The organism is Amycolatopsis sp. NPDC003861, from assembly GCF_053605405.1.
Genome location: NZ_JBSGJD010000087.1, coordinates 1 through 12,001, shown reverse-complemented (window position 1 = coordinate 12,001; position 12,001 = coordinate 1). Strand labels below are relative to the sequence as shown.

Sequence of the window (12,001 nt, the reverse complement as noted above, 5' to 3'; positions counted from 1 at the left end):
GCACCCTGTTCATGTCAACGAAGTGCCGCCATTCAGCCGGTCGGACGCGGCTCGAGCCGGGCCTTCACCGCCGCCCGGTCGACCTTGCCCGGCCCGCGCAGCGGCAGCTCCGAGACGGATTCGATGCGCTTCGGCGTCGCCGCCGCGCCCAGCTCCGCGCGGACCGCCGCGCGCAGGTCGCCGTGCTCGCCCGGCGGGACGACCAGCGCCACCACGGCCTCGCCCCACTCCGGGTCCGGCACGCCGACGACGCAGGCGTCCCGCACCCCGGGCTGCGCGCGGAGGCACCGCTCGATCGCGTTCGCCGACACCTTCACGCCGCCGGTGTTGATCATGTCGTCGGCCCGGCCGAGGACCTCGACGCGGCCGTCGGCGTGGCGAACCCCACGGTCGGAGGTCGTGAACCAGCCGTCCGAGAAGGACTCCGCGGTCAGGTCCGGCCGGCGCCGGTAGCCGTGCGCGAGGACGTCGCCGGCGATGCGGATCCGGTCGCCGCCGACGTCGACCCGGACGCCGTCGAGGGGGACGCCGTCGTAGACGCAGCCGCTGGCCGTCTCGCTCATCCCGTACGCCGGCACGATCCGCACGCGAGCGTCGGCGGCGCGCTCCCGCAGGGACGGCGGGGTCGCCGCCGCGCCGACGACGATCGCGTCGAACGTCCGGGCCGCGGCGAGCCCGGCGCCGCCGTCGTCGAGCAGGCGGACCAGCTGGGTCGGCACCAGCGCCGTGTACCGCGGGCCGCCCCCGAGCCGGGCCGCCGCGGCGGCGAAGTCGTCCGGGCGGAAGCCGGAGCCGGTCAGCAGCGCCGGGGTCGTCCCGGCCAGCAGCGACCGGACCAGCACCTGGAGCCCGCCGATGTAGTGCGCCGGCGTCGCCAGGAGCCAGTGCCCCGGCCCGCCGAGCCGGGTGTGCGTGGCCTCGGCGGACGCGGTCAGCGCGCGGGCCGACAACAGGACGCCCTTGGGCGCGCCGGTCGAGCCCGACGTGGCGATGACCACGGCGGTGCCCGGCTCGGCGGGCTCGTCCGGGGCCATCGCGTCGCGCAGCGCGGGGTCGGTGAACGGCAGCACCGCCGGGCCGCCGCCCAGCGCGGCCGCGACGGCTCGCTTCAGGGTTTCGAGCGCCTCGGGCGAGCCGTCGAGGTGGACCGGGAGCAGCTCAGTAGTAATAGGGGACGTCCTTGAAATCGGGGTCGCGCTTCTGGAGGAAGGCGTCACGGCCTTCGACGGCCTCGTCCTGCATGTAGGCCAACCGGGTGGTCTCGCCGGCGAACAACTGCTGGCCGACCAGGCCGTCGTCGGTGAGGTTGAACGCGTACTTCAGCATCCGCTGCGCCGTCGGCGACTTGCGCGTGATCTCCCACGCCCAGGTCAGCGCCTCTTTCTCCAGGTCGGCGTGCGGGACGACGGCGTTCACCGCGCCCATGTGGTGCATCTGCTCGGCGGAGTACTCGCGGCCGAGGAAGAAGATTTCGCGGGCGAACTTCTGCCCGACCATCTTCGCCAGGTACGCCGACCCGTAGCCGCCGTCGAACGAGCCGACGTCGGCGTCGGTCTGCTTGAACTTCGCGTGCTCGGCCGAGGCGAGGGTGAGATCGCACACGACGTGCAGGGAGTGCCCGCCGCCCGCGGCCCAGCCCGGCACCACCGCGATCACGGGTTTCGGCATGAAGCGGATGAGCCGCTGGCACTCGAGGATGTGCAGCCGGCCGGCCCGCGCGGGGTCCACCGTGTCGGAGGTCTCCCCGCTCGCGTACTGATACCCGGACCGTCCGCGAATACGCTGGTCACCACCGGAGCAGAACGCCCACCCGCCGTCCTTGGGCGACGGGCCGTTCCCGGTGAGCAGGACACAACCGACATCGGCGCTCATCCGGGCGTGGTCGAGGGCCCGGTAGAGCTCGTCGACGGTGTGCGGCCGGAAGGCGTTGCGGACCTCCGGGCGGTCGAACGCGATGCGCACCACGCGTTTGCCGCCGCGGTCCTCGGCGGAACGGTGGTAGGTGATGTCGGTGAAGGCGAAACCTTCGACCTCGGTCCACGCGGCGGGGTCGAACAGCTCGGAAACTCGGGCGTCATCCACGTTTGCGAGGATAGGACCTGTGGACAGAACTGATCTCGATGAGTCTGGAGCCTGCCGGTGAACCCTTCCACCGCGCAGGCCAGGGTCATCGTCGACGAACTCGTCCGCAACACCGTTTCGCACGTCGTCCTCTGCCCGGGCTCCCGCAACGCGCCGCTGTCGATCGCGCTGTATGACGCGGCCGCGGCCGGGAAGCTCCGGCTCCACGTCCGCATCGACGAGCGCGGGGCCGCGTTCCTCGCCCTCGGCATCGCCGCGCGCACCGGCCGCCCGGTGGCCGTGCTCTGCACGTCCGGCACCGCGGCCGCGAACTTCCACCCCGCCGTCCTCGAAGCCGACCGCGCGGGTGTCCCGCTGATCGTGCTGACCGCCGACCGGCCGCCCGAGCTGCGAGCCGCGGGCGCGTCGCAGGTCATCGACCAGCACCAGCTCTACGGCGACGCCGTCCGCTACTTCGACGAGCTGGCCGTCGCCGAGCGGCGGGCCGGCCAGAACTCGTACTGGCGCAGCCAGATCTGCCGGGCCTGGAACGCCGCCTACGGCGAGTGGCGCTGCGGGCCGGTGCACCTGAACATCCCGTTCCGCGAGCCGCTCGTGCCCGATCTCGACGACGACGGCGAGTGGTACGAATCGCTCGACGGCCGCGCGGACGGGTCCCGCTGGACCGAGCTGCCGGACTTCGGCGCGCTGCCGTCGTTCGTGGTGCCCTCGGCCCGCCACGGCCTGGTCATCGCGTGTGACACCGGCGTCCAGGCGGCCAGCGAATGGGCCGAGCAGCACGGCTGGCCGGTGATCTCCGAAACCGGCGGGATCGGGCTGTCCGGCGGCACGGCGATCTCGTCCGGCGCGTGGCTGCTGGGCGTCGAGGAGTTCATCTCGCGGCACAAGCCGGAGCAGGTGCTCTGCCTCGGGCGGCCGACGGTGTTCCGGCAGATCCAGAAGGTGATCTCCGACCCGGACGTCGAGGTCCTGCTGGTCCGGCCGGACTCGGACTGGCCGGCGCCCGCGCACAACGTCCGGCAGGTCGGGCAGTGGTTCGACGAGCCGACCAAGCCCGCCGACCCGGAGTGGCTGGCCGGCTGGCGCCGGGCCGATGCCGCAGCCGCGTCCGCCGTGGCCTCGACGCTGGCCGAGGAGCCGTGGCCGTCCGGGCTGCGGGTGGCGACCGAGCTGGTGGACGCGCTGCCGCCGGACTCGCTGCTGGTCGTCGGCTCGTCCAACCCGACCCGGGACGTCGCGCTGGCCGGCCGGCTGCGCCCGGACGTCCTCGTGCACCGCAACCGCGGCGTCGCGGGCATCGACGGCACGGTGTCGACGGCCATCGGGGCCGCGTACGTACACCGCGGCCCGTCGTACGCGCTGCTGGGCGACCTGACCTTCCTGCACGACGCGTCGGGGTTGCTGACCGGGCCCGCCGAGCAGCGGCCCGACCTGACGATCGTGGTCCTCAACGACGACGGCGGCGGCATCTTCTCCCTGCTGGAGCAGGGGGCGCCGGAGCACTCGGCCAGCTTCGAGCGCGTGTTCGGCACGCCGCACGGCGCCGACCTGGGCGCGCTGTGCGCCGGCTACCGCGTCCCGCACGTCGTCGCGGAGACGCTGACGGAGTTCCGGGCCGCGCTGGCGCCGGCGCCGGGCCTGCGGGTCGTCGAGGTCCGGGTGGACCGGTCACGGCACCGCGATCTGCACTCGCGCCTGCGGGCGGCGGTGTCGGCGGCCGTGTCCGCGGGCTGACGTCAACCGCTTTCCGGGTGGAATCCCAGTAGGCAAGAAACCTCCCTTCGGCTGTTCCTGCTTCCGGCTGCCCTGGCTACGTTCGAGCGCGCTGCTTCCTCACTCCTTTGGAGGATTTCGAATGCGTGCAAGAACGCGCACCGGTCTCGGTGCGCTCGCGGCCGGCGTCGTTTCGGTGCTGCTCGCCGGCACCGCGAGCGCGGCGCCCTCGCCCGGCGCCCCCGGTGCCGGCGACCCGTACTACCCGAACGCCGGCAACGGCGGCACGGACGTGCTGCACTACGACATCCGGCTCACCTACCAGCCCGCGACCGACCTCCTGTCGGGCACGACGACGCTGCTGCTCACCGCGACGCAGGACCTCTCGCGGTTCGACCTGGACTTCGCGCTGAAGGCGTCGAGCGTGCGGGTGAACAACCGCCCGGCGCAGTTCACGAACCAGACGGGCAACGGCGAGCTCGTCGTCACGCCGGCCCAGCCGCTGCTCAAGGGCCAGACCGCGACGGTCGTCGTCGCCTACGCGGACACGCCGTCGACCGAGAAGGTGGACGGCCTCAACGCGTGGAAGAAGGGCGCGTTCGGCGCGCTCGGGATCGACGAACCGCAGAGCTCGGCGTGGTGGTTCCCGGCCAACGACCACCCGACCGACAAGGCGACCTACGACGTCTCGATCGAGGCGCCGGACGGCAACGTGGCCATCTCCAACGGCTCGCTGGTCCGGACGCAGAAGAGCCGCGCGGGCTGGACCCGCTGGCAGTGGCGCAGCACGAAGCCGCAGGCCACGTACCTGACGTCGTTCATCGTCGGCAACTACGAGCTGGTCCAGTCGACGACCCCGGACGGCAAGCCGTTCATCACCGCCTACGGCGCCGACCTGGGCGACTCGCTGTACGCGGCGAAGGCCAGCGTGGAGCGGACGCCGGAGATCGACGAGTTCCTCGCGACCCAGTTCGGCCCGTACCCGTTCGAGGCGGAGGGCGGCGTCGTGACCAGCGGCATCACGTTCTCCCTGGAGAACCAGACCCGGCCGACGTACGGCGCCCGCAACTTCCGCGCGGGCTCGAACACGACGTTGATCGCGCACGAGAACGCCCACCAGTGGTTCGGCGACAACGTGTCGCTGGGCCGCTGGAGCGACATCTGGCTGAACGAGGGCTTCGCGTCGTACGCGGAGTGGCTGTGGTCGGAGCACGAGGGCGAAGGAACGGTCGCGGAGCTGGCGCAGTACACGTACGACTCGAACGCGGCCGACGCGGACCTGTGGAAGGTCGTCCCGGCCGACCCGGGCGCGGACAACCAGTTCGACAACGCGGTGTACGACCGCGGTGCGCTGACTCTCCAGGCGCTCCGGACGGCCGTGGGTGACGAGGCGTTCTTCAAGATCCTGCAGACCTGGCAGGTCACGAAGGGCGGGAAGGACGGGCGGATCCTCGAGTTCATCGCGCTGGCGGAGAAGATCTCGGGCAAGCCGCTGCACGACCTGTTCCAGACGTGGCTGTACACGGCGGGCAAGCCGTCGGTGGGCCCGAACGGGGCGGCTGCCTTCACCTCGCGCGCGGCGTCGGTGAAGCCTCGCTCGTACGACCAGATCCAGCAGAACCACCGGTTCCTCGCCGCCGAACACGCGGGCTGAGCGGGACCGCTACGCTCGCGGCGTGAGCACGAGAGGTGAGCGGGCGAGGCGCGTCGGGTGGTGGACCACCCTCGGCGTCGCCTCGCTCCTCACCGTCATGTGCGTGTGCCTGCTCTTCGCGGCTCTTCGGAACGACAGCGCGATCTCGGCCCAGCTGGGGACGGCGACGGCGACGGTGGATTCGGTGGCGTTCGACCGGACGATCATCCACTTCGAGACGCCGGACGGGATCGTGCACAGCCCGGCCAACGGGGTCCTGTACCCGGACGGGCTGGCCGCCGGCCAGCTGGTGCGGATCGAGTACGACGCGTCCGATCCGGAGCTGGCCCGGGTGGCGGGGCGGTCGGCGGCTTTGACGTTGTTGCCGCTGGGGAGCTTTGTGTTCTTCACGTGGCTGGTGGCCGGGCCGGCGCTTTGGTGGATTCGGCGGCAGGGGAAGCGGGCTTTGGCTGCGGTTTGAGCGGTTTTCGGCTCTTTGGCCTGAGTGGTTCCCCGCTCCTCGTCCTTTGATTGTTCAACACCGGGGATCCGGCCTCAAGGGCGCCTTCGGCGTCGCTTCGCGATGGGCTTCGCCCACCCTTGACCCCGGCTCCCCGGTGCTGACTGCGGCTGGGACGAGGGGCGGGGGAGGTGTAGGGCGGTTGGTGCGGCTTCTTGTGCTGGAGCCGTCGGTGCGGCTGTGGGTTGAACCGGGTCAGTCCGCCGTCTTCCGCCAGCTACTTCGGGTGATCTCGTACTCCACCTCGCCCTGCTCTGCCCCCTCGACTGGGTCTTCATACTCCCCAGCGGAGATGAACGCCCGCTTGAACGTCATCCCCGCCGAGGCCATCGTGGCCCGGGATGGCTTGTTCACCGCCATCGTCTGGGCGAAGATCCGGTTCAGGCCCAGGTCCTCGAAGCCGTAGCGGAGCACCTCCAGCGACCCCTCGCGGGCATATCCCTTCCGCCACTGGCGGCGCAGCAACCGGTACCCCAGCTCCGCCTCGCCTTCGGCGAACGGCTGGTCCGGCCCATTGGGCGGCCGCAGCAGCCACCAGCCCACGAAGTCCGCACCCGCGAAGCCCATCCAGAACCCGAACCCCGGCTCCACCGCCATCCGGCGTGCGTGGGCCGCCGCGACCTCGTCCCGGGTCGCTGCGCGGGCGGTCAGGTACCTCATCACCTCCGGATCCGAGTCCAGCTCGTACTCCAGATCGAGGTGCTCGTCGGCCAGGGGCACGAGCGAGAGACGCGGTGTGTGCAGGGTCGGCATGCCTCGATCCTCACCCCGCGCGCAACCGATTAGCCCGCCGTCTCCTGCCACCAGCCGAGGACCTCGTCCGCCACCCCGGGGGCCGCCACGAGCAGGCCGTCCGTGGGGAGGGCCGTGTCCTCGCCGTGCTTGTCCAGGACCACCGCGCCCGCCTCGATCGCCATCGCCACCGAGCCCGCCACGTCCCACTCGTGGTAGCTGTGCAGCACCGCCGCCGCCGCGTGGCCCAATGCCACCTGGGCGATCGACAACGCCGCCGAGCCCAGCACGCGCACCCCCGCGTGGGCCGCCGCCGCTCGCTCGATGAAGCCGCCCATCCCTGGCCAGGGGCCTGTCCGGGCCAGCTCGGTGCAGACCAGGGCTCCCGCCGTCACGCAGCGGTCCGCCAGCTGGATCGGCTTGCCGTTCGCGCGGGCTCCCCGGCCGCGCGCCGCGGCGTAGATCTGGGCCCGGTACGGGTCCGCCACCACGCCCACCACCGGTCCGGCCGCGTCCACCAGGGCCAGGCTGTACGCGCACCAGGGCACGCCGGCCACGTAGTTCGCCGTTCCGTCCACCGAGTCGACCACCCAGCGGTACTCCGCGACGTCCGCTCCGTGGTCCGCGCCGAACTCGTGGCCGACCACCGGGATGCCCGGGAACTCCGCCGTCAGGACGCGCCGGGTGTGGCGCTCCAGGATCCGGTCGGTGTCGGTGACCCAGTCGAACGGCGAGTCCAGGGTCGACGGGTGGGCGCCGCGGCCGGCGGTCGCGGTGATCACGTCGGTGGCGTCGTTGGCCAGCCGCCCGGCCACTTCGAGCGCCCTCGACAGCAGGCCGGGCTCGACGGGCCGCGGCGGCCGTGAGGACAAGAGGGTCATGCCCGCCTAGTCTGGGCCACCCTGGTTTCCGGCACGCGACCTTGAGATGACATGTCGTAGCCGATCTGTTCCGGCAGCGTTGGCCGCCGTGTCACGCGGTCGCCAGGATCGGGTGCGATCGTCCAAGACGTGCGAGTCGCCATAGTCACCGAAAGTTTCCTGCCCCAGGTGAACGGCGTGACCAACTCCGTCCTGCGGGTCGTCGAGCACCTGCGCGAACGCGCCCACGACGTGCTGATCATCGCCCCCGGCCCGGGCCCGGACTCCTACCGCGGCGCCCCGGTCGTCCGGATCCCCGCGCTCGACGTCCCCGGCGTGAGCTCCCTGCCGATCGGCCTGCCGACGCGCACCGTGCTCAACGCGCTGGCCGCGTTCGGCCCGGACGTCGTGCACCTGGCGTCGCCGTTCGTCGTCGGTGCGCGCGGGCTGGCCGCCGCGAGACGGCTGCGCGTCCCGTCGATCGCCGTCTACCAGACCGACATCGCCGGGTTCGCCGCCGCGTACGGCTTCGGCATCGCCGCCCGCGCCGCGTGGCGGTGGGTGCGGCGGCTGCACTCGCGGGCCGACCGGACCCTCGCGCCGTCCAGCGACTCCGTCGAGCAGCTGCGGCTCCACGGCGTCCCGCGCGTGCACCGCTGGGCGCGCGGCGTCGACATCGACCGGTTCTCGCCGGCCCACGCCGACCCGGCGTTGCGGGCCGAGCTGGCCCCGGACGGCGAGCTGCTCGTCGGGTTCGTCGGCCGGCTGGCGCCCGAGAAGGAGGTCGACCGGCTGGCCGCGCTGGCCGGCGTGCCGGGCATCCGGGTGGTCGTCGTCGGCGACGGGCCCGAACTGCCCGCGCTGAAAGAACAGCTGCCGGGCGCGGCCTTTCTCGGTGCGAAGTACGGCGACGACCTCTCGAAGGCGTACGCGAGCCTCGACGTCTTCGTCCACACCGGACCGCACGAGACGTTCTGCCAGGCGGTGCAGGAGGCGATGGCCTCCGGGCTGCCCGTCCTCGCCCCGGACGCCGGCGGCCCGAAGGACCTCGTCCTGCCCGGCCGCACCGGCTACCTGCTGCCCGCCGACCGCGAGCAGTTCGGCCCGGCGCTCGTCGAGAAGGTCGACGCCCTCCGCGACGCCGCGTTGCGCGCGAGGCTCGGCGAGAAGGCGCGCAAGGTGGTGCTGGGCCGCACCTGGCCCGCCGTCTGCCACGAGCTGGTCGGGCACTACGAAGCCGTGCGCGGCCGGGCCGCCCGCGCGGCCTGAAATGCACATCGTCCAGCTCGCGAATTTCTACGGGCCACGCTCGGGCGGGCTGCGCACCGCACTGCACCACCTCGGCGCCGGCTACGTCGCGAGCGGGCACGAGGTCACGCTCGTGGTGCCCGGGCGCCGGTACGCCGACGAGGTCCTGCCGACCGGCGTCCGCCGGTTTTCCCTGCCCGCGCCGCGGATCCCGGGCACCGGCGGCTACCGCGCCATCGACCCGCACCGGGTCCGCGCGGTCCTGCGCCGGCTCGAACCGGACCGGCTGGAGGTGTCCGACCGGCTGACGCTGCGGGGGATGGGCGGCTGGGCGAGCCGCCACGGCGTGCCCAGCACGGTCATCTCCCACGAACGCCTCGACCGCCTGCTGGAGCAGTTCCTGCTGCCCGCGCCGATGGCCCGCCGGGTCGCCGACGCCGCCAACCGGCGGATGGCGGCCGGCTACGACACGGTGGTCTGCACGACGGCGTTCGCGCGCGCGGAGTTCGACCGGATCGCCGCGCCGAACGTCCGCCGCGTCCCGCTCGGCGTCGACTTGGCGACCTTCCGGCCCGCCATGCGCGACGACGGCTGGCGCACCGATCTCGCCGGGGGAGCGGAGGCGCTGTTGGTCCACTGTGGACGGCTGTCGCCGGAGAAGCACGTGGAGCGCAGCGTGGACACGGTCGCGGCGCTGACCGAGGCCGGGGCGAAGGTGCGGCTGGTGGTGGCGGGTGACGGGCCGCGGCGGCGGGCCCTGGAACGCCGGGCGCGGGGGCTGCCGGTGACGTTCCTGGGGTTCCTGCCGGGCCGCGGCGACGTCGCCCGGCTGCTGGCCAGCGCAGACGTCTCCCTCGCGCCCGGGCCGCACGAGACGTTCGGCCTGGCGGCCCTGGAGGCCCTGGCCTCGGGGACGCCGGTGGTGGTGTCGGCGTCGTCGGCGCTGCGGGAGATCGTTCGGCCCGGGTGTGGCGCGGCGGTGGACGACCACGCGCCCGCGTTCGCGAAAGCGGTGACCGGGCTCCTGGAAAGCCCGGAGGACTTGCGCCGGGCGGCGGCCAGGGCCCGCGCGGAGGAGTTCACCTGGCCCGCGGCCGTGGCGGGCATGCTGGCGGCCTTCAGCTGAACGCCCCGGACTAATCTCGACCCATGTCACGCGCAAGCCTGGACAAGGACCCGCACGAAGTCGCCGCGATGTTCGACGGCGTCGCGTCCGGGTACGACCGGGCGAACTCGTTCATGACCTTCGGCTTCGACCGGCGCTGGCGGACCACCACCGCCCGCGTCCTCGACGCCCGCCGCGGCGAGAGGGTCCTGGACCTCGCCGCCGGCACCGGGGTCTCGACCGTCGAGTACGCCCGCGGGGGCGCGTGGTGCCTGGCCGCGGACTTCTCGTTCGGCATGCTCCGCGCCGGCCTGCACCGCAAGGTCCCGATGGTCGCCGCGGACGCGCTGAACCTGCCGTTCGCCGACGAGAGCTTCGACGCCGTGACGATCTCCCTCGCCCTGCGCAACTTCGTCGACCCGAAGGCCGCGCTCACCGAGATCGCCCGGGTGGTCAAGCCCGGCGGCCGGCTGGTGATCTGCGAGGTCTCGACCCCGCCGTTCGCCCCGATCCGGTTCGTCCACCGCCGGTTCGTCCTCAAGCTGCTGACCTGGGTCGGCAGCCGGACGTCGTCCAACCCCGAGGCGTACAAATACCTGGCCGAATCCATGCTCACCTGGCCCGACCAGCGGACCCTCGGCGAGATCATCGCGAGCGCCGGCTGGACCGACGTCGAGTGGTTGAACCTCACATTCGGGGTCGTGGCGATCCACCGCGCGCGAAAGCCTGCCTAAACTCGCGTTCATGACGCGACGCACCGCAGACCAGGACGCCGAAGTCATCGTCGTCGGCGCCGGACCCGCAGGGTCCACCGTGGCCACCTACCTGGCCCGCGCGGGCGTCGACGTCCTGCTGCTCGAGAAGACCGAGTTCCCCCGCGAGAAGGTCTGCGGTGACGGCCTGACCCCGCGCGGCGTCAAGCAGCTGATCGACCTGGGCATCGACACCAGTGAGGACGCGGGCTGGGTGCACAGCCGCGGCCTGCGGATCCTCACCGGCGACCTGACGCTGGAACTCGACTGGCCGGACCTGACGAGCTATCCGCCGTACGGCGTGTCCCGCACCCGCCACGACTTCGACGACCTCCTCGCGAAGCTCGCCGTGAAGGCGGGCGCGCGCCTGTACGAGCGCACCACGGTGACCAGCGCGATCACCGACCCCAGCGGCCGCGTGGTCGGCGTCGAGGCGAAGGTCGGCCCGGAGAAGACGCCGGTGCACTACCGCGCGCCCCTGGTCCTGGCCTGCGACGGCGTCTCCGCGCGGCTCGCGCTGAGCGTCGGCATCCAGAAGAACGAGAAGCGCCCGATGGGCGTGGCCGTGCGGCAGTACTACAAGAGCCCGCGGCACGACGACCCGTTCATCGAGGGCCACCTCGAGCTGTGGGACCGCTCCGACCCGCGGAACCCGAAGCTGCTGCCGGGCTACGGCTGGGCGTTCCCGCTCGGCGACGGCACGGTCAACGTCGGCCTCGGCATGCTTTCGACGTCGGCCTCCTTCCGGAACACCGACTACCGCGCGCTGCTGCGCCAGTGGCTCGACGGGACGCCGGAGGAGTGGGGCTACCGCGAGGAGAACGCGATCGGCAAGGTCGGCGGCGCCGGCCTCCCGATGGGCTTCAACCGCACCCCGCACTACCGCGACGGCCTGCTGCTGCTCGGCGACGCGGGCGGCATGGTCAGCCCGTTCAACGGCGAAGGCATCTCGGCCGCGATGGAATCGGCGCAGATCGCCGCGGAGGTCGTCGTGCAAGCGCTTGCGCGGCGCGAAGGGCCTTCGCGCGAGCGGGCGCTGGAGGCGTACCCGCGGGCGGTGGGCGAGCTGATGGGCGGCTACTACGCGCTGGGGAACGTCTTCGCGAAGATCATCGGCAAGCCGAAGATCATGCACGCGTGCACCAAGTACGGCCTGCGCATCAACAAGCTCCTGCCGCTGGTCTACAAGGGCCTGTCGGGCTGCTACGACGCCAAGGGCGGCGACGGCGTCGACCGCCTGATCGCGGCCCTCGCCAAGGCCGCTCCCACCCCGCGCTGACCCGGCCCCAAGCGCCCCAATGTGGCGTTCGGTTGGGTGGTAGTCCCCCAACACCACAAACCGGGGGGCGCGAAGGG

Annotated in this window: 11 protein-coding genes; 7 read left to right on the top strand and 4 right to left on the bottom strand. The window is 72.6% G+C overall.

The features are described from left to right. Window positions 1–32: 32 nt before the first annotated feature. Window positions 33–1,157, bottom strand: coding sequence for an o-succinylbenzoate--CoA ligase (gene menE, locus ACWEVN_RS22115; protein ID WP_452052536.1), 1,125 nt, complete (start codon window positions 1,155–1,157; stop codon window positions 33–35). 1 nt (window position 1,158) lies between these two features. Beyond that, a complete protein-coding gene (locus ACWEVN_RS22110; RefSeq protein WP_449678388.1) occupies window positions 1,159–2,082 on the bottom strand; it encodes a 1,4-dihydroxy-2-naphthoyl-CoA synthase in 924 nt (307 codons plus the stop codon). Window positions 2,083–2,139: 57 nt separating this feature from the next. Between ACWEVN_RS22110 and menD the strand changes: the two genes are divergently transcribed. The 3 genes from menD (at window position 2,140) to ACWEVN_RS22095 (ending at window position 5,909) form a co-directional block, all read left to right on the top strand. Beyond that, window positions 2,140–3,816: a 2-succinyl-5-enolpyruvyl-6-hydroxy-3-cyclohexene-1-carboxylic-acid synthase gene (menD, locus tag ACWEVN_RS22105; RefSeq protein ID WP_449686997.1), complete on the top strand. Its 1,677-nt coding sequence runs from the start codon at window positions 2,140–2,142 to the stop codon at window positions 3,814–3,816. Between the two features lie 121 nt (window positions 3,817–3,937). Then, window positions 3,938–5,449, top strand: a complete 1,512-nt coding sequence (locus ACWEVN_RS22100) for a M1 family metallopeptidase (protein WP_452052526.1) — start codon at window positions 3,938–3,940, stop codon at window positions 5,447–5,449. Window positions 5,450–5,471: 22 nt separating this feature from the next. Further along, window positions 5,472–5,909, top strand: a complete 438-nt coding sequence (locus ACWEVN_RS22095; protein ID WP_449686999.1) for a DUF3592 domain-containing protein — start codon at window positions 5,472–5,474, stop codon at window positions 5,907–5,909. 234 nt (window positions 5,910–6,143) lie between these two features. Here ACWEVN_RS22095 and ACWEVN_RS22090 read toward each other — a convergent pair whose 3' ends face one another. Both ACWEVN_RS22090 and ACWEVN_RS22085 read right to left on the bottom strand, forming a co-directional pair. Further along, entirely contained in the window at window positions 6,144–6,701 is a 558-nt protein-coding gene (locus ACWEVN_RS22090; protein ID WP_452052525.1) for a GNAT family N-acetyltransferase, read from the bottom strand. Window positions 6,702–6,730: 29 nt separating this feature from the next. Further along, window positions 6,731–7,561: an inositol monophosphatase family protein gene (locus ACWEVN_RS22085; protein WP_206790910.1), complete on the bottom strand. Its 831-nt coding sequence runs from the start codon at window positions 7,559–7,561 to the stop codon at window positions 6,731–6,733. A 177-nt stretch (window positions 7,562–7,738) separates the two neighbouring features. Between ACWEVN_RS22085 and ACWEVN_RS22080 the strand changes: the two genes are divergently transcribed. Genes ACWEVN_RS22080 through ACWEVN_RS22065 form a run of 4 tightly spaced genes read left to right on the top strand, consistent with a single transcriptional unit; the run spans window position 7,739 to window position 11,924 of the window. Then, window positions 7,739–8,809 (top strand): glycosyltransferase family 4 protein, encoded by a 1,071-nt coding sequence (locus ACWEVN_RS22080; protein WP_449687002.1) that lies wholly within the window; start codon window positions 7,739–7,741, stop codon window positions 8,807–8,809. Between the two features lies 1 nt (window position 8,810). Further along, window positions 8,811–9,914, top strand: a complete 1,104-nt coding sequence (locus tag ACWEVN_RS22075; RefSeq protein ID WP_452052524.1) for a glycosyltransferase family 4 protein — start codon at window positions 8,811–8,813, stop codon at window positions 9,912–9,914. Between the two features lie 23 nt (window positions 9,915–9,937). After that, complete coding sequence (locus ACWEVN_RS22070) at window positions 9,938–10,627, top strand: class I SAM-dependent methyltransferase (RefSeq protein ID WP_449687004.1); 690 nt, start codon at window positions 9,938–9,940, stop codon at window positions 10,625–10,627. A 10-nt stretch (window positions 10,628–10,637) separates the two neighbouring features. Beyond that, window positions 10,638–11,924 (top strand): geranylgeranyl reductase family protein, encoded by a 1,287-nt coding sequence (locus ACWEVN_RS22065; RefSeq protein ID WP_452052523.1) that lies wholly within the window; start codon window positions 10,638–10,640, stop codon window positions 11,922–11,924. Window positions 11,925–12,001 lie beyond the last annotated feature (77 nt).

Coding starts and splice junctions, on each gene's coding strand:
- ACWEVN_RS22100 (WP_452052526.1), top strand. CDS start 3,938: ATGCGTGCAAGAACGCGCACCGGTCTCGGTGCGCTCGCGGCCGGCGTC.
- ACWEVN_RS22090 (WP_452052525.1), bottom strand. CDS start 6,701: ATGCCGACCCTGCACACACCGCGTCTCTCGCTCGTGCCCCTGGCCGAC.
- ACWEVN_RS22085 (WP_206790910.1), bottom strand. CDS start 7,561: ATGACCCTCTTGTCCTCACGGCCGCCGCGGCCCGTCGAGCCCGGCCTG.
- ACWEVN_RS22075 (WP_452052524.1), top strand. CDS start 8,811: ATGCACATCGTCCAGCTCGCGAATTTCTACGGGCCACGCTCGGGCGGG.
- ACWEVN_RS22070 (WP_449687004.1), top strand. CDS start 9,938: ATGTCACGCGCAAGCCTGGACAAGGACCCGCACGAAGTCGCCGCGATG.
- ACWEVN_RS22065 (WP_452052523.1), top strand. CDS start 10,638: ATGACGCGACGCACCGCAGACCAGGACGCCGAAGTCATCGTCGTCGGC.